Here is a 15,380-nt window from a genome sequence, read left to right as displayed (position 1 = left end):
CGCAGGATGGGGTCCGTGACGTCCACGTTGAACCGGTTGCCGGTACTGGTCCCACCGCCCACCGAGCTGCCACCCCGCGCCGCCGCGCTGCGGGCGCAGGTGCGCGAGTTCCTGGCCGAGGAGCGCGCGGCGGGCGCCTGGACCCCGCGCGCCGACGTCTGGCTCTCGGGCTGGGACGAGCGCTTCACGAAGGAGCTGGGCCGGCGCGGCTGGCTGGGCATGACGATCCCCGTCGAGTACGGCGGCCACGGCGCCACCGCGCTCGACCGGTACGTCGTCACCGAGGAGCTGCTCGCCGCGGGCGCCCCGGTGGCCGCGCACTGGGTCGCCGACCGCCAGATCGGGCCGACGCTCATGCGCTTCGGCACCGAGGAGCAGCGGCAGCGCTACCTCCCGCGGATCGCGGCGGGGGAGTGCTACTTCGGCATCGGGATGAGCGAGCCCGACGCCGGGTCCGACCTGGCCGCGGTGCGCACCAAGGCCGTGCAGGTCGACGGCGGCTGGGAGCTCACCGGCACCAAGGTCTGGACGTCGGGCGCGCACCACGCGCACGCGTTCTTCGCCCTCGCGCGGTCCGCCCCGAAGGACGACACGAGCCGGCACGCCGGGCTCTCGCAGTTCATCGTCGAGCTCGACTCTCCGGGCGTGCAGATCCGCCCGATCCCGCTGCTCACCGGCGCGCACCACTTCAACGAGGTGGTGTTCGACCGCGTCTTCATCCCCGACAGCCAGGTGCTGGGCGAGCTGGGCGGCGGCTGGGCGCAGGTCACCGGCGAGCTGGCGTTCGAGCGCAGCGGGCCCGAGCGGTTCCTCTCGACGTTCCCGCTGCTCACGGCGATGCTCGGCGAGCTGGCCGGTACGTCGGGCACCGAGCGCGAGGTCGGCCGGCTCGTCGCTCGGCTGTGGACGCTGCGGCGGATGTCGCTGGCCGTGGCCGGGTCGCTGGAGTCGGGGGAGGCGCCGGAGCTGGCGGCCGCCGTCGTCAAGGACCTGGGCACGCGGTTCGAGAACGAGATCGTCGACGCGGCGCGCACGCTGGTGGCGGTGCCACCCGACCCGGGTGCGGAGTCCGGGTTCGCCCGGCTGCTCGCCGACGCCGTGCTGCACGCCCCCGGCTTCACGCTGCGGGGCGGGACCAACGAGGTGCTGCGCGGCATCGTCGCGCGCGGGATGGGGATGCGCTGATGTCGTCGGAGATCCTCGAGCTGGCCGAGTCCGTCCTGGTCGGGAGCGCGACGAGCGGCACCGGGTTCGACGCCGCGCTGTGGAAGGCCCTCGACGAGACCGGCCTCGCGCGGCTCACGCTGCCCGAGTCCGCCGGGGGCAGCGAGGCGTCCTTCGCCGACTCCGCCGAGGTGCTGCAGGCCGCAGGCGCGCACGCCGCGCGCGTGCCGCTCGTCGAGACCGACCTGCTGGCCGGGTGGCTGCTCGCCTCCCACGGCATCGCGGTGCCCGACGGCCCGCTCACGGCGGTGGCCGCCGACCTCGCGGTCGAGGGCACGGCCGTCCGCGGCGAGCTGGTGCGCGTCCCGTGGGCGCGCGGGGCGGGTGCGGTCGTCGTGCTCACGGCGTCGCAGGTGGTGCTGCTGCCCGTCGACGGGCTCACGGTCACCGAGGGCACGAACCTCGCGGAGGAGCCGCGCGACCGGGTCGTCGTCGACGTCACCGGCGCGACCGTCGCCCCCGCGCAGCCGGGTGCGGCCGCCGAGCTGCGGCTGCGCGCCGCGCTCGGGAGGGCGCAGCTGCTCGCCGGGGCCGCGCGCGGTGCCGTCGCGCGGACGGTGCAGTACGCGGGGGAGCGGGTGCAGTTCGGGCGGCCGATCGGGAAGTTCCAGGCCGTGCAGCAGCAGCTCGCGCTGGCCGCGGCGGAGGTGGCGGCGGCCGGGGCGGCGGCGTCCGCGGCGGCGGCCGAGGCCGACCGCACCGGGTTCGGCGACCCGGCCACCGCGTTCGCCGTGGCGGCCGCGAAGGCGCGCACCGGCGAGGCCGCGGGAGAGGTCGCGCGCGTCGCGCACCAGGTGCACGGGGCCATCGGCTTCACCCGCGAGCACGACCTGCGGCTGCTCACGACGCGGCTGTGGGCGTGGCGCGACGAGGACGGCTCCGATGCGCAGTGGCAGGCCGAGCTGGGTGCCACGGTCCTCGCGGCGGGGGCCGACGCGCTGTGGCCGACGGTGACCGGGACGCCGTGACGAGCGGGCTCTGGGGAATGCGTACGCATCCGGGTACGCTCCGGCCATGCTGCTGCCCCAGGTGCTGTCGTTCCGCGAGTTCCGCGCCGGGCTGGCGGCCACGCTGAAGCGCGTGCAGGAGCCCGATGCGGAGCCCGTGTTCGTCGGGGCGCACCGCAAGCCCGAGGCCGTCGTCATGTCGGTGTCGCACTACCAGCACCTGCGCGACCGCGCGGAGCGGCGCGAGGCCGTCGCCGAGGCGTTGGCGTCGGTGCGGGCGGAGGGGCTGGAGCCCAGTGCCGACGGTCTGCGCCTGTTCGCCGCGGTGGCTGCCGGCACGCTCACCACCGATGAGATGCGCGAGCAGATCCTCGCCCGCTACCGCCCGTGACCTGGGACCCCTACCTCGATCTCGACTCCGGAGTCCTGCGCAACCGCCTCGCCATCACCGACCGGTCCGAACTGGCCCAGGTCGAGGCCGAGCTATCGGGCACCCGCCTCGTCGACCTGGCGGGGACCGACCTCGCCGGGCACTACGACCTCGCCCACCTGCGCGCCTTCCACCGCCACCTCTTCGGCGACGTCTACGACTGGGCGGGCGAGCTGCGCACGGTCGCCATCGGCAAGGGCGCGCCGTTCTGCTCACCGCAGGAGCTGCCGTCGGCGGGGGAGCGGCTGTTCGTCCAGCTCGCCCGCCACCACTGCCTGCAGGGCCTCGACCGCGACACCTTCGTCGACGCCCTCGCCTGGCTGCTGGGTGGGATCAACGGCCTGCACCCGTTCCGCGAGGGCAACGGCCGCACCCAGCGCGCCTTCCTCGGCCAGCTCGCCCGCACCGCCGGCCACCCCGTCCGCTGGGTGGCGATGGATCCGGCGGAGAACGCCGCGGCCTGCCGGGCCGCGCACGTCGACGGCGACACCGCCCCGCTGCGGGCGATGCTCGACGCCCTCGTCGACCGCTGAGCCTCACTCGCCGAACCGGTACTCGACCTCCTCGAACGAGCCGGCCGCCAGCACGTAGAACAGCCGCGCCGCGGCGTCACCGGTGTTCGTGACGCCGTGCGGCGTCCCGCCCGGGAGGAACACCACCGAGCCGGGCCGGAGCCGGTGCTCGGAGTCGTCGAGCCGGAGCAGCAGCTCCCCCTCCAGCACGTGGTAGACCTCCGCCTGGTCGTGGGCGTGCAGACCCAGCCACCCACCCGGCGGCAGCTGCGCGACGCCCGCCGTGAGCCGCCCGGTCGGTGTGGCCGCCCCGCCGAGCAGGGTGCGGAAGGCGAGCGTGCCGCGGACGGGGTCGTCCCACGAGTCCGGGTCGACGTCGTCCTGGTGCAGCACGATCGCGTTGTGGTCCACGGCCCCGGATGCCCGCCGGTGGGCGGTCGAACCGCGGCGGGGGCGCTCGGTGGGCGGCGGGGGTCCTCCCGCGCGCGTTTCCGGTTGCCGCGTGCGTTCCGAGCTCCCGCGCGCCTCCGAGGGCTCGCGGGAGCTGGTTCGGGGCGCGGGAGCCCCGGGACGGGCGCCCGCGCCGGCGCGCACACCACCTCCGCCCGCGACGGCGATCGTGTTCCGCGGAATGCACTGCCCGTGATGACAGCGTTCCGCGGAACGCGATCGACGGCTCGGCGTGGGCGGTCCCGCGTGCGTTCCCGGTTCCCGCGCGCGTTCCAAGCTCCCGCGCGCCCCCGGGGGCTCGCGGGAGCAGGTTCGGCGCGCGGGAACCGGTCCGGGTGTGCGGGCACGACCCCGGGCGCGCGACCCGGCCCGGCTCGCACCGACGTCCGCGCGATCGCGTTCCGCGGCACGCGGTTCGGCCCCGTGCAGCTGTCGCGTTCCGCGGAACGCGGGTCAGCCGGGACGCGTTCGCGTTCCGCGGAACGCGGTTCACCCCCGCGGCAGGATGCCGAACAGCGTGCGGGCCTCCGCGCTGTCGGCCGGGCGCCTACCCAGCCGCTCCACCAGCTCCACCACCTCGGCCAGCAGCTCGGCGTTGGTCGGGCGGCGGGGGCCGGCGTGGTCCTCCAGGCCGACGCGCACGTGGCCGCCGAGGCGGATCGCGCGCTCCGCCAGCCCGCAGCCGACGACGTCGCCCCCGAGCACCGCCACCGACCACGGCAGGCCCGACGGTTCCAGCAGCTCCAGGTACGCGGCGAGGCCGGCCTCGGTGGGCGGCAGGCCGAACTGCAGGTCACCGCCGAAGTACAGCTTCACCAGCGCCCCGGGCGGCACCCGGCCCGCGCGGTGCAGCGCCAGCGCGGTGCGCAGGAAACCGGGCTCGAACACCGAGATGCTCGGCGCGGCCCGGTAGCGGGCGCACAGGTCGAACATCGTGACGGTGTCGGCGTAGGTGTTCTGGTACGCGCCGTCGGCCGCGCCGGCCGGGAAGGTGCCGTCGGCGGTCATCCCGACGTTCACCGACCCCGGGTCGACCAGCGCGAACCCGCCCCAGCCGCGGCGGGCCAGCTCCGCGCAGTGCGCCCACCGGCGCTCGACCGGGATGCCGCGGGCGCCGGCCGACATCGTCGGGTAGAGCAGCGCGTCGGGGTGCCGGGCCAGCACGGGCTCCCAGGCCTGCAGGTAGGGCTCCACCGCGTGCACGCCGTCGGCGGTGAACATCGGCTCGTCGTTGTGGTTGTGCACGATCGCCGCGCCGTGGCCGAGGCCGTGCAGCGCGTCGGCGGTGATCTCGTCGGGCGTGCGCGGGACGTGCGGGTTGGCGCTGCGCGGGGTCGAGCCGTTGACCGCCAGCTCGATGACGACCGGCGAGCGACCAGCCGGCACGCTCAGCCGCCGATCTTGCGGAAGTCCCAGCTCGTGATCTTCTCGGGCACGAGCTCGAGCCAGGCGTGGCGACCGTCGTGGTGCATCGTGCCGCCGGAGTAGCGGTCGGCGAACGCCTGCTCGGGGCCCTCCAGCTCGGGCACCGGTTCCCCGGTGCGCGGCACCTCGCCCACGACATGCACCCGGCCGCGGATCTCGACGCCGCGCAGCTCCCTGTAGTCCTCCCCGGCGTCGACGACGGCGGCGATCCGCGGGTCGGACTGCAGGTCGGCCCAGCGCTGGCTGCGCGAGAGCGACGTCAGCCACATCGCGCCGCCGTGCCAGACGTACCAGAGCGGGGTGGCGTGCGGACCGTTCGTGCCGTTGGTGGCGACGCGGACCGTGCGCTGCTCGGCGAGGAAGGTGTCGACCTCCTCGGACGTCATGGCGATCTTCCGGGACCGCTTCTGCTCCTTCATGATCGGTGACGCTAGCTGCCATCATCGGGGCATGTCGATCGTGAGGCGGAGCCCCGGCCTGGTCGTGACCGAGCACGAGGTCCGCGTGCCGCTGGACCACACCGCACCGGGCGGCGAGCAGATCACCGTGTTCGCCCGCGAGGTCGCCGACCCCGACGGCCAGGACCGCCCCTTCCTGCTGTTCCTGCAGGGCGGGCCGGGGTTCGAGGCGCCCCGCCCGACGCGGCGGCCGTCGGCCCCGGGTTGGCTCGACCGCGCGCTGGCCGACTTCCGCGTCCTCATGCTCGACCAGCGCGGCACCGGCCGCTCGACGCCCGTCGGCCCGGCCACGCTCGCCGGGCGCACCCCGGCCGAGCAGGCCGCGTACCTCGTGCACTTCCGCGCCGACGCGATCGTCGCCGACGCGGAGGCGCTGCGCGCGCACCTGGGGAGCCCGCCGTGGACGGTGCTCGGGCAGAGCTTCGGCGGGTTCTGCACGCTCGCCTACCTCTCGCAGCGGCCCGAGGGGCTGCGCGAGGCGCTGTTCACCGGCGGGCTGCCGCCGATCGGGCGCCACCCCGACGAGGTCTACGCCGCCACCTACGCCCGCGTGCTGGAGCGCAACCGCCGCTACTGGGCGCGCTACCCCGAGGACCGCGACCGGTTCCTCGCCGCCGTCGACGCCGCCCCGGTCCTGGCCTCGGGCGACCGCCTCTCGCTCGCCCGTCTGCGCCAGGCCGGCAACCTGCTGGGCCGCAGCGAGGGACCCGAGCTCCTGCACGCGCTCCTCGAGCTCGACCCGCACTCCCCGGCCTTCGCCCACGACGCCGAGACCATCGGCTTCGCGCGGAACCCGGTCTACGCGGTGCTGCACGAGTCGAGCTACTCCGACGGCCACGTCACGGGCTGGTCGGCGCAGCGCACGATGCCGCCGGAGTACGCCGAGGACCGGGCGCTGCTCACCGGTGAGCACGTCTACCGGTGGATGTTCGACGAGCTCGGCGCACTGCGGCCGTTCGCCGAGGTGGCGGAGCTGCTGGCCGCGCACCCCTGGCCCCGCCTCTACGACGCCGCGGTGCTCGGCGGCAACGAGGTGCCCGCGGCCGCCGCGGTGTACGTCGAGGACCTCTACGTCGAGAGCGCCTTCTCGCTGGAGACCGCGGCACAGGTCCGCGGCCTGCGCCCGTGGGTCACCAGCGAGTACGAGCACAACGCCCTGCGCGCCGACGGCGCCGCGGTCCTGGACCACCTGCTCGACCTGGTCCGCGGCCGCCGCTGACGCGCCTGCAGGACGGTCACGGCCAGAGACGCGCCGACGCGATCCGCGCCCCATCGGCGAGCGCCCGGAACTTCTCCCACACGACGGTCGGGTGGACCTCGGGGGAGAAGCTGGCGCGGGAGGAGAAGCCGCAGTCGGCCCCGGCGATGACGTTCTCGCGCCCGACGATCCCGGCGTACTGCTCGATCTGGTCGGCGATCAGCTCCGGGTGCTCGACGTAGTTGGTGGCGTGGCCGAGCAGGCCGGGGACGAGGATCTGGCCGTCCTCCAGCGGGATGTCGCGCCAGATCTTCCACTCGTGCTGGTGTCGCGGGTTGGCGACCTCGAACGAGTACGCCCCGGCCGGGATCCTGAGCATCAGCGGGGCGACGTCGCGCAGGTCGATGTCGTGCACGCGCGGGCCGTGGTTGAGGCCGTAGCAGGTGTGCAGGCGGATCTTCTCGCGCGGGATGCCGCGCAGGGCGTGGGAGAGGATCTCGACGTGCTGCTCGGCGTCGGCGCGGCGCTGCCCGGGCGTGGTCTCCGGGTTCTCCGACAGGTACTCGATCAGCCACGGGTCGTCGATCTGCAGGAGGAACCCGGCGTCGACGATCCCGAGGTACTCCTCACGCAGCGCCTCGGCCACGGCCTCCAGGTACTCCCCGTGCGAGCCGTAGTGCTCGTTGCGCCCGAAGCCGCTGGGGCTGGTGGAGGGCAGGAACGCCTCGACGACCTGCTGCCCCTCGACGGCGGCGCGCAGGTTGGCGATGTCGGTCTGCAGCTGCTCCTGGCCGACGTAGGTGACCGGGCCGGTGCAGACCATCGTCGTCATCGGGCTGACCTGCTCGGTGTACTTGCCGAGGTAGCCGGCGTAGTACTCGGGGAACGCGTCGATCTCCACCTGCCACGACGGCGGCATCAGCTTCTCGCCGGAGTCGGCGGCGAACCCGGAGAGCCGGTCCTTGACGTAGGTCAGGAAGCTGACCTTGCCCATCTCCCCGTCGGTGACGACGTCGATGCCCGCGTCGACCTGCCGGTCCACCACCTCCGCGACGGCGGTCGTCACGCGCTCGCTGTACCCGTCGGCGTCGTAGGGGCGGCCGTGCTCCTTCTCCCGCATGACCTCGAGCAGGTCACGGGGCCGGGCGAGGCTGCCGACGTGGGTGGTGAGGATCCGGTCGCTGCTGCGCTGCATGGTCCCGGGACGCTAGGAGCGCGGCGGCCGCGGCGACAGGCCCCCGTTCGTGAGGGGGGAACGCGTAACCGGGACGGTCGCCGGTCGTTCGACTCCGTGTGATGCGCCTGCGCCCCGTCCGGATCGCCAAGCTCCTGCTGCCCGGCACGGTCCTCGCGCTCGGCGTCGTCCTGGCGACGCCGGCGGGCGCCGCTCCGGCCGAGAGCCCGTTCGCGTCGGCCCCGCTGTTCGACGCCTACGTGGCGCTGGGCGACTCCTACGCGGCCGGCCCGCACATTCCGCAGCAGAAGGGCACGCCCGCGGGCTGCCTGCGCTCCAACCGCAACTACCCGTCGCTGGTGGCCGCGACCGGCCGCGTCCCGGACTTCCGCGACGTCAGCTGCAGCGGCGCCACCACCGAGGACCTCCTCGCCCCGCAGGCCACCTCGGCGGGCACCAACCCGGCGCAGCTCGACGCCCTGGTCGAGGGCACCACCGGCGTCACGCTCTCCATCGGCGGCAACGACATCGGGTTCGCGACGATCATCTCCGAGTGCGCCGTGCGCTCGCCCCGCGCGCCGCTGGGCGCCGCCTGCCGCGACTTCTTCACCGGTCCCGACGGCGAGGACCAGCTCCAGGAGCGGATCGACGAGACCGCGCCCGAGGTGGCCGCCGCGCTCGAGGCGATCAGCGAGCGCGCCCCGCAGGCCGAGGTGTTCGTCGTCGGCTACCCGGCGATCCTGCCCGACGAGGGCGCCGGCTGCTTCCCCGTCGTGCCGTTCAGTCCGGGCGACGTGGCCTTCCTGCGCGAGACGGAGAAGGCGCTCAACGCGATGCTGGCCGAGCAGGCCGACGCGGCGGGGGTCGCCTACGTCGACACCTACGACCGGTTCATCGGCCACGACGTCTGCACCCTGCCGGGCACGAAGTGGATCGAGGGCCTGGCCCCGACCGCCCCCGCCGCCCCGGTGCACCCCAACGCCCTGGGCATGCTGTCGATGGCGCAGGACGTGCTGACCGCCGCGCAGGACTGAGCGCTCACGCCGGCTCGTCGTAGGACCCCACGACCCGGGCGGTGAGCGGGAAGCGGACCGGGGTGTCGCCGAACAGGCGGCGCCGGGCGGTGTCGGCGGCCGTGGCGACCGCGTCGACGACGTCGGGCGCGACCTCGGCGGGGCAGTGCAGCAGCACCTCGTCGTGCTGGAAGAACACCAGCTCGGCCGGGCCGCCGCGCAGCAGCAGGCGCAGCTCGGCGAGCAGCACCAGCGCCCACTCCGCCGCGGTGGCCTGCACGACGAAGTTGCGGGTGAAGCGGCCGCGGGCGCGGGCCCGGCCGGGCTCCTCGTCGCCGGGGCGGGCCGGCGGGCAGGTGCGGCCCAGGTGCGAGTGCACCAGCCGCCCGGCCTCGCCGTCGCGGGCGGCGCCGTCGACGTAGCCCATCCCGGCCGGGTAGCGCCGCCGCAGCCGCGCGACGAGCTCGCCCGCCTGCCCCGCGCTCGCCCCGTACATCGCCGAGAGCAGCGCGAGCTTGGCCTGGCCGCGGTCGCCGCCGAACTCGCGGGCCGCCAGCGCGGCGTAGAGGTCGTCGGCGTCGGGGGCCAGCGCGTGGTCGCCCGACAGCGCCGCGAGCACCCGCGGCTCCAGCTGCGCCGCGTCGGCGACGACGAGCCGCCACCCGGGGTCGGCGCGCACCGCGCCGCGCAGGGTCCGGGGGATCTGCAGCGCACCCCCGCCTCGGGTGGCCCACCGCCCCGTGACGACCCCGCCGACGACGTACTCGGGCCGGAACCGCCCGTCGCGCACCCAGGTGGCCAGCCAGCTCCAGCCGTGCGCCGCGTGCAGCCGCGCGAGCTCCTTGTAGGCCAGCAGCGGCGCGACGGCGGGGTGCGCGACGTGGCGCAGCTCCCACGCCCGGGTGGTGGTGAGCTCGTGGCCGGCGCGCGCGAAGGCGCGCAGCAGCTCGGCGGGGGAGTCGGGGTTGACCGGGCGCCCGAACGCGGCGTCGACCTCCGCGGCGAGCGTGGCCAGCACCGGCGGGCGCCCGCCGAGGACCGGGCGCGGGCCCAGCAGGTCGGTGAGCAGCGCGTCGTGCGCGGCGGCGCTCCACGGCAGCCCGTGCGCGGTCATCTCCTCGGCGACCAGCGCGCCGGCGGACTCCGCGGCGGCGAGCAGCCGCATCCGCGGATCGGTGAGCGCCCGGACCTGCGCCGCGTGCACGGCGACGAGGTCGGCGAGCTCGTCGTGGGCGGGCCCGGTGTCGAACAGCCCGGGAGAGGCCTCGTCCCCGTCGGCGTCGAGCGGGGGGTCGGGCTCGGGTGTCCGACCGGCGAGGCGGGCCGCCGCCGCGGCGAGCCCGTGCGGCTCCCCGGACCGCCCGGCCGCCGCGACGAGCAGCCCTTCCACCAGCTCGACATCGTGCGCCCGCCCGACCCGCACGCCCGCCGCGAGCAGCCGTCTGTAGCTGCGCGGGCGGGCGAACACCCAGCGCGGGGCGTGCTCGCGCTCCAGATCGGCGACGGCGCCGAGGCCGGGCAGCACCTCGGTCCCGGCCAGCGGTGTGCCGTCGTCGGCCAGGCGCCGCACCCGCACCGGACTCTCCCGCGGTCCGGGGTCGAGCGCGATCCTCATCCCGGGGAGGTCGTCGGCGTCCCGGGGGAGGTCATCGCCGCGCCAGCAACCCGCGCTGCGGGACCCCGAGGATCTCCTCCGGCCCGGCGCCGACCTCGTCGAGGATGTCGTTGGCCGCGAGCACTCCGGTGACCGACGCGCGCTCCATGAGCCCGGTGAGGAACGGCGAGTCGACGTGGTCGCCCGCGATCCGGATGCCGCGCGCGTCGCCGGTGACGGCGGGCCGGGTGCCCGCGCCGCCCGGCGGCCACGTGGGGGCGGTGGCCTCCATGCGCTGTTGCAGGTGCACGACCTGCGCGTCCGCGGTCTCCGGCCACAGCGCGGCCAGCTCGGCCCGCATCCGGGCGGTGGCGGTGTCGGCGTCGGGGGCGTCGCAGGCGTAGGAGTGCAGCTCGATGATCGACCCGCCGGTGCGGGCCGCCCACTCCGCCGACGGGCGCTCCAGCCGCGAGTAGATCGTGACCGAGTCGAGCGTGGGCTGCCGGCTGACCGCGTTGAACGTGGCCCGCTCCGCGGCGACGTCGCGGTCGAGCCACAGCCGCGTGACCGCGAACGGCGGCGCGACCTCGATGGCCGAGGCCTTGCGGGCCAGCTTCGGCGCGGCGACGCGCGTGTCGGGGGAGCCGGCGACCAGGTCGCGCAGGGCGCCCGGGTCGGTGGCCAGAACGAGGTGGCGGGTGCGCAGCGAGGGTGCGGCGTCGATCTCGACCTGCCAGAGGTGCCCGTCGACCGGGGTGATCGCACTGACCCGGCTGCCGGTGAGCACCTCCGCGCCCAGCGACTCCAGGTACGCCCGGAACGGGGCCCAGATGCACGTGAGGTGGTCGGTGTCGGGGGAGTCGAAGCCGATGCCCTCGGGGTTGCCGAGGAAGTAGTAGTGGAACATCGCGATCAGCTCGGCGGCCGAGAGCGCGCCCGGGTCGGCGAAGAACGAGCGGGCGAACGCCTCGAACAGCATCGCCTGCGCGCGGTCGGACATCCCCAGGGACGCGAGGAACTCCGCGGCCGGTGTGTCGTCGAACCGGGCGGTGGTGCGGGCGCGGTCGTAGGCCAGCAGCTGCGCGGCCAGCGACCGGTTCGAGCCCAGCAGGTCGCGCACGCCCAGGCTGGGGGAGCGGGCGAACAGCGCGACGAGGTTGAGCGGGGGCGAGCCGGGCAGGCCCGTGAGGTCCTCCGCGGGCCACTCGCGCGAGATCACGGGGTAGCCGCCGACCGGGCGCAGGAACGACAGCTGCGGGTCGACGCGCCGCAGCATCGACCGCCACGTGTAGTAGTGCCGGAAGAACGCGTGGAACCCGTGCTCGACGACCTGCTTCGTGCCGTCGGGCAGCGTGTGCGGCCAGGCGCCCAGGCGCCCGCCGAGGGTGTCGGCGGCCTCCACCACCGTGACGGCGACGCCCCGCTCGGCGAGCACGACGGCGGCGCTGATCCCGGCGATCCCGCCGCCGACGACGACGGCCTCGGTGCCCACGGGGGCCCCGCGGGGACGGCGCGGGTCGGCCGGCACCAGGACGCGGGGGCGCATGCGCAGGGGGGCGGCGCGGGAGAGCAGTTCGTTCACCCCTCGACCCTATGCGGGCCCCCCGACAGCCGCCCGCGGACGACGGCCCGGGGCGGGCGGGTGGAATGCGGGGCCCGCGGGCCGGGTTGCGCCGAACATGACGGTCGCACTCGGTACGTACGGCATCTGGCGGCACGCGGGCGGGCTCACCCCCGACCTGGCGCGGGAGATCGAGGCCCTGGGCTTCGGCGCGATCTGGATCGGCGGATCCCCGCTCGGGGACCTCGACCTTGCCGAGTCGCTGCTCGACGCCACCGACGGCATCGCCGTGGCCACCGGCATCGTGAACATGTGGAAGACCCCCGCGCAGGAGGTGGCGGCGTCCTACCACCGCATCGAGGCGCGTCATCCCGGCCGCTTCCTGCTCGGCGTCGGCATCGGGCACCCCGAGGCCACCAGCGACTACACGCGCCCCTACGCCACGATCGTCGACTACCTCGACGCGCTCGACGCCGCGGACGTGCCGATCGGGGGCCGCGCGCTCGCCGCGCTGGGCCCGAAGGTGCTGAAGCTCTCCGCCGAGCGGACCGCGGGCGCCCACCCGTACCTGACGACGCCCGAGCACACCCGCGAGGCGCGGGAGATCCTCGGGGAGGGCGTGCTGCTCGCGCCCGAGCACAAGGTCGTCGTCGACACCGACCCCGAGCGCGCCCGCGCCACCGGCCGCCCGTTCGTCCACAAGCCCTACCTGGGTCTGCGCAACTACACCTCGAACCTGCTGCGCCTGGGCTGGACCGAGGAGGACATCGCCGACGGCGGCAGCGACCGCCTCATCGACGCCCTCGTGGCCCACGGCGACGCCGCCGCGGTCGCGGCCCGGCTGGTCGAGCACGTCGACGCCGGCGCCGACCACGTGTGCGCGCAGGTCCTCACCGAGGGCTTCGCCGAGCCGCTGCCCCCGATGCGGGCGCTGGCGGAGGCCCTGGGCCTGTCCTGACGCCCGGGCGTCACCGCGTCGGGTGCACCTGCGGCCCGGTGACGCCGCAGTGCGCGCACTCCTCGATCCGCACCCGCTCGACGGCGGGCTCGGCCGGCGTCGACCGCCGGACCAGCGCGAACGCGGTGACCGAGGCCAGGACGAGCAGCCCGGCACCGATCGTCATGGCGGTGCGGAAGCCGGAGTCGAAGGCGCCGGGGTCGGTGTAGTCGGCGCCGGAGATTCCGGCCAGCCCGGGTATGAGCGCGACCGACAGCAGCCCGGCCGCGCGGGCGACCGCGTTGTTGACCCCCGACGCGGCGCCCGCGTAGCGGTCGGGTGCGGCGTCGAGGACCGTGGCCGTCAGCGGGGCGACGGTGAGCGCCAGGCCCGCGCCGAACACCAGCACCGCGGGCAGCACGTCGAACAGCCACGTGGCGTCGGCGCCGACCCGCAGCATGAGCAGCAGGCCGCCCGCGCTGACCAGGGGGCCGACGGTCAGCGGCAGCCGGGGCCCGATCCTCCCCGCCAGCGCGCCGGCGCGGGCGGAGAACAGCAGCATGACCGCGGTGACGGGCAGCAGCGACGTGCCCGCCGCGAGCGGGGTGAACCCGGCGACGGTCTGCAGCTGCAGGACGAGCAGCAGGAACACGACGCCCAGCGCGCCGTAGATCAGCAGCGTCACGGCGTTGGCGGCGCTGAAGGTCCGGTCGGCGAACAGCGCGGGCGGTACGAGCGGGTGCCTCGACCGCCGCTCCACCACGACGAACGCGGCGAGCGCCAGCACGCCCACGACCAGCCCGGTGACCAGCACGGGCGTCGGCCCGGACTCCCCGAGACCGGTGAGCGAGTAGGTCAGCGCCCCCAGCGCGAGCACGGCGAGCACGGTGCCCGACACATCGAGGCCGGGCGCGGACTCCGGGTCGCGGCTCTCCGGCACGTGCTTGAGCGCGACGACGACGATCAGCGCGGCCAGCGGCAGGTTGATGAGGAACACCGCCCGCCACGACCACTCGACGAGCCAGCCGCCCAGGAACGGCCCGATCGCCCCGGCGATCCCGCCCAGCCCCGACCACGCGCCCACGGCCGCGGCCCGGTCCGGGCCGTGGAACGACGCCGAGATCAGGGCGAGGCTGCCCGGCGTCAACAGGGCCCCGCCGACGCCCTGCAGCGCGCGGGCCGCGATCAGCGTGCCGACGTCGGGCGCCAGCCCGCACAGCAGCGAGGCCAGCGCGAACCACACCACGCCGATCAGGAACACCCGCCGCCGCCCGAACCGGTCGCCCAGTGACCCGCCCAGCAGGATCAGCGCGGCGAGGGTGAGCGTGTAGGCGTTGACGGTCCACTGCAGCGCGGTGAACTCCGCGCCGAACTCGGAGCCGATCGACTCCAGCGCCACGTTGACGACGGTGCCGTCGATCAGCACCAGCCCCGAGCCCAGGACGGTGGTGAACAGCACCCAGCGCCCGGCCGTCGTACCCATCCGGAGCCCGCCCGCTGTGGTCATCCGCGGAGCCTACGACCGCTGGCCGGATCCGGTCATGACGCTCCGTCCCGCCGTGGCCCGGCCTGCCCCGCCGCGCTCCTGGTGCTCGTGGTCGGGTGCGCCGCACTCGGGCCCGAACCGACGCGGAGCTACCCGTAACCTCGCGGTCGTGATCAACGTGTCGACCGCGGACGCCGTGGGCCTGCTCGAGCTGGACCGACCCGACCGGCGCAACGCCCTGGACGTCGCCCAGTGCCGCCGGATCGTCGACGCCGTGGGCGGCCTGCTCGCCGACGGCGTGCGTGCGATCATCGTCACGGGGTCGGGCAGCAGCTTCTGCTCCGGCGCGGACTTCGGCGAGGTCTACACCGACGGCTTCCGCGACGCCCTGCACGCGGCCCTGCGCGCGGTCGACGAGGCGCCGGTGCCGGTCGTGGCCGCCGTCAACGGTCCGGCGATCGGCGCGGGCACCCAGCTCGCCATCGCCTGCGACCTGCGCATCGCCGCCCCCGGAGCCGTGTTCGGGGTGCCGACGGCCCGGATCGGGCTGGCCGTCGACCCGTGGACGGTCCGGCGCCTGGCCCGGCTCGGCGGCGGCGGCACGGCCCGGGCGATCCTGGTCGCCTGCGACACCATCGGCGCCGACCTCGCGCACGCCCGCGGCCTCGTCGACCGCCTCGGCGACCGCGCGGAGGCGCTGGCCTGGGCCGCCGAGATGGCGACGCTGGCCCCGCTCACGCTGCGCTACAACCTGCTGGCACTCGACCGGGCGGACCTCGCCGACGACGCCGACGAGCTCGTCGCGGCCTTCGAGGCGTGCTGGAGCAGCGACGACCGGCGCGAGGGGCAGGCCGCCCGCCTGGAGAAGCGGCCCGCGGTCTTCCACGGTCGGTGAGTGCTGTACAACGACCCGTCACCTACTCAGGATGCGGTCGTTGAGGTGAGAAGCATGTCCGGAAGGGGCAGGGGAA

At 75.6% G+C, this 15,380-nt stretch carries 15 protein-coding genes; 8 read left to right on the top strand and 7 right to left on the bottom strand.

Translation table 11 applies throughout. The features are described 5' to 3' along the window. Positions 1–6: 6 nt before the first annotated feature. Genes I4I82_RS31515 through I4I82_RS31500 form a run of 4 tightly spaced genes read left to right on the top strand, consistent with a single transcriptional unit; the run spans position 7 to position 3,134 of the window. On the top strand, positions 7–1,185 hold the full coding sequence (locus I4I82_RS31515) for an acyl-CoA dehydrogenase family protein (RefSeq protein ID WP_218593365.1): 1,179 nt from the start codon (positions 7–9) through the stop codon (positions 1,183–1,185). Next, positions 1,185–2,192 carry an acyl-CoA dehydrogenase family protein gene (locus tag I4I82_RS31510; protein WP_218593366.1) on the top strand — a complete coding sequence of 336 codons (1,008 nt, stop codon included), beginning with the start codon at positions 1,185–1,187 and terminating at the stop codon, positions 2,190–2,192. Before I4I82_RS31515 ends, I4I82_RS31510 begins: the two co-directional genes overlap by 1 nt. Before the next feature lie 46 nt (positions 2,193–2,238). Further along, positions 2,239–2,562 (top strand): antitoxin VbhA family protein, encoded by a 324-nt coding sequence (locus I4I82_RS31505; protein ID WP_218593367.1) that lies wholly within the window; start codon positions 2,239–2,241, stop codon positions 2,560–2,562. Beyond that, positions 2,559–3,134 (top strand): Fic/DOC family protein, encoded by a 576-nt coding sequence (locus I4I82_RS31500; RefSeq protein WP_218593368.1) that lies wholly within the window; start codon positions 2,559–2,561, stop codon positions 3,132–3,134. The genes I4I82_RS31505 and I4I82_RS31500 overlap by 4 nt, the downstream gene beginning before the upstream one ends. 3 nt (positions 3,135–3,137) lie before the next feature. Here I4I82_RS31500 and I4I82_RS31495 read toward each other — a convergent pair whose 3' ends face one another. The 3 genes from I4I82_RS31495 to I4I82_RS31485 form a co-directional block, all read right to left on the bottom strand. Beyond that, a complete protein-coding gene (locus I4I82_RS31495) occupies positions 3,138–3,524 on the bottom strand; it encodes a cupin domain-containing protein (RefSeq protein ID WP_218596331.1) in 387 nt (128 codons plus the stop codon). Between the two features lie 528 nt (positions 3,525–4,052). Continuing rightward, entirely contained in the window at positions 4,053–4,949 is an 897-nt protein-coding gene (locus I4I82_RS31490; RefSeq protein ID WP_218594164.1) for a beta-keto acid cleavage family enzyme, read from the bottom strand. 2 nt (positions 4,950–4,951) lie between these two features. Further along, on the bottom strand, positions 4,952–5,407 hold the full coding sequence (locus I4I82_RS31485; RefSeq protein ID WP_218594163.1) for a pyridoxamine 5'-phosphate oxidase family protein: 456 nt from the start codon (positions 5,405–5,407) through the stop codon (positions 4,952–4,954). 31 nt (positions 5,408–5,438) lie between these two features. Between I4I82_RS31485 and I4I82_RS31480 the strand changes: the two genes are divergently transcribed. Continuing rightward, positions 5,439–6,665, top strand: a complete 1,227-nt coding sequence (locus tag I4I82_RS31480) for an alpha/beta fold hydrolase (protein WP_218594162.1) — start codon at positions 5,439–5,441, stop codon at positions 6,663–6,665. 16 nt (positions 6,666–6,681) lie between these two features. Here I4I82_RS31480 and I4I82_RS31475 read toward each other — a convergent pair whose 3' ends face one another. Further along, positions 6,682–7,839, bottom strand: coding sequence for a cobalamin-independent methionine synthase II family protein (locus tag I4I82_RS31475; protein ID WP_218594161.1), 1,158 nt, complete (start codon positions 7,837–7,839; stop codon positions 6,682–6,684). A gap of 101 nt (positions 7,840–7,940) precedes the next feature. Here I4I82_RS31475 and I4I82_RS31470 point away from each other — a divergent pair, with 101 nt between their 5' ends. Continuing rightward, positions 7,941–8,852, top strand: a complete 912-nt coding sequence (locus I4I82_RS31470; RefSeq protein ID WP_218596330.1) for an SGNH/GDSL hydrolase family protein — start codon at positions 7,941–7,943, stop codon at positions 8,850–8,852. A gap of 4 nt (positions 8,853–8,856) precedes the next feature. On the opposite strand, the gene I4I82_RS31465 is transcribed toward I4I82_RS31470, so the two are convergent. Further along, on the bottom strand, positions 8,857–10,446 hold the full coding sequence (locus I4I82_RS31465; RefSeq protein ID WP_218596329.1) for a bifunctional 3'-5' exonuclease/DNA polymerase: 1,590 nt from the start codon (positions 10,444–10,446) through the stop codon (positions 8,857–8,859). A 31-nt stretch (positions 10,447–10,477) separates the two neighbouring features. Next, the gene (locus tag I4I82_RS31460; protein WP_226370359.1) at positions 10,478–12,007 is read right to left on the bottom strand and encodes an FAD-dependent oxidoreductase; all 1,530 of its coding nucleotides are present in this window, start codon (positions 12,005–12,007) and stop codon (positions 10,478–10,480) included. A gap of 97 nt (positions 12,008–12,104) precedes the next feature. Between I4I82_RS31460 and I4I82_RS31455 the strand changes: the two genes are divergently transcribed. Then, positions 12,105–12,944, top strand: coding sequence for an LLM class F420-dependent oxidoreductase (locus I4I82_RS31455; RefSeq protein ID WP_218596328.1), 840 nt, complete (start codon positions 12,105–12,107; stop codon positions 12,942–12,944). A 10-nt stretch (positions 12,945–12,954) separates the two neighbouring features. Here I4I82_RS31455 and I4I82_RS31450 read toward each other — a convergent pair whose 3' ends face one another. Continuing rightward, the gene (locus I4I82_RS31450) at positions 12,955–14,430 is read right to left on the bottom strand and encodes an MFS transporter (RefSeq protein ID WP_218596327.1); all 1,476 of its coding nucleotides are present in this window, start codon (positions 14,428–14,430) and stop codon (positions 12,955–12,957) included. 148 nt (positions 14,431–14,578) lie between these two features. Between I4I82_RS31450 and I4I82_RS31445 the strand changes: the two genes are divergently transcribed. After that, complete coding sequence (locus I4I82_RS31445) at positions 14,579–15,304, top strand: enoyl-CoA hydratase (protein ID WP_226370358.1); 726 nt, start codon at positions 14,579–14,581, stop codon at positions 15,302–15,304. Positions 15,305–15,380 lie beyond the last annotated feature (76 nt).

The sequence above is a fragment of the Pseudonocardia oceani genome (genome assembly GCF_019263585.2).
Taxonomy (GTDB): Bacteria; Actinomycetota; Actinomycetes; order Mycobacteriales; family Pseudonocardiaceae; genus Pseudonocardia; species Pseudonocardia oceani.
Note: the sequence above shows the minus strand (reverse complement) of the source record. Positions and strands in the feature narration are given on the sequence as shown.

Coding starts and splice junctions, on each gene's coding strand:
- I4I82_RS31515 (WP_218593365.1), top strand. CDS start 7: ATGGGGTCCGTGACGTCCACGTTGAACCGGTTGCCGGTACTGGTCCCA.
- I4I82_RS31510 (WP_218593366.1), top strand. CDS start 1,185: ATGTCGTCGGAGATCCTCGAGCTGGCCGAGTCCGTCCTGGTCGGGAGC.
- I4I82_RS31505 (WP_218593367.1), top strand. CDS start 2,239: ATGCTGCTGCCCCAGGTGCTGTCGTTCCGCGAGTTCCGCGCCGGGCTG.
- I4I82_RS31485 (WP_218594163.1), bottom strand. CDS start 5,407: ATGAAGGAGCAGAAGCGGTCCCGGAAGATCGCCATGACGTCCGAGGAG.
- I4I82_RS31480 (WP_218594162.1), top strand. CDS start 5,439: ATGTCGATCGTGAGGCGGAGCCCCGGCCTGGTCGTGACCGAGCACGAG.
- I4I82_RS31475 (WP_218594161.1), bottom strand. CDS start 7,839: ATGCAGCGCAGCAGCGACCGGATCCTCACCACCCACGTCGGCAGCCTC.
- I4I82_RS31470 (WP_218596330.1), top strand. CDS start 7,941: ATGCGCCTGCGCCCCGTCCGGATCGCCAAGCTCCTGCTGCCCGGCACG.
- I4I82_RS31465 (WP_218596329.1), bottom strand. CDS start 10,446: ATGAGGATCGCGCTCGACCCCGGACCGCGGGAGAGTCCGGTGCGGGTG.
- I4I82_RS31455 (WP_218596328.1), top strand. CDS start 12,105: ATGACGGTCGCACTCGGTACGTACGGCATCTGGCGGCACGCGGGCGGG.
- I4I82_RS31450 (WP_218596327.1), bottom strand. CDS start 14,430: ATGACCACAGCGGGCGGGCTCCGGATGGGTACGACGGCCGGGCGCTGG.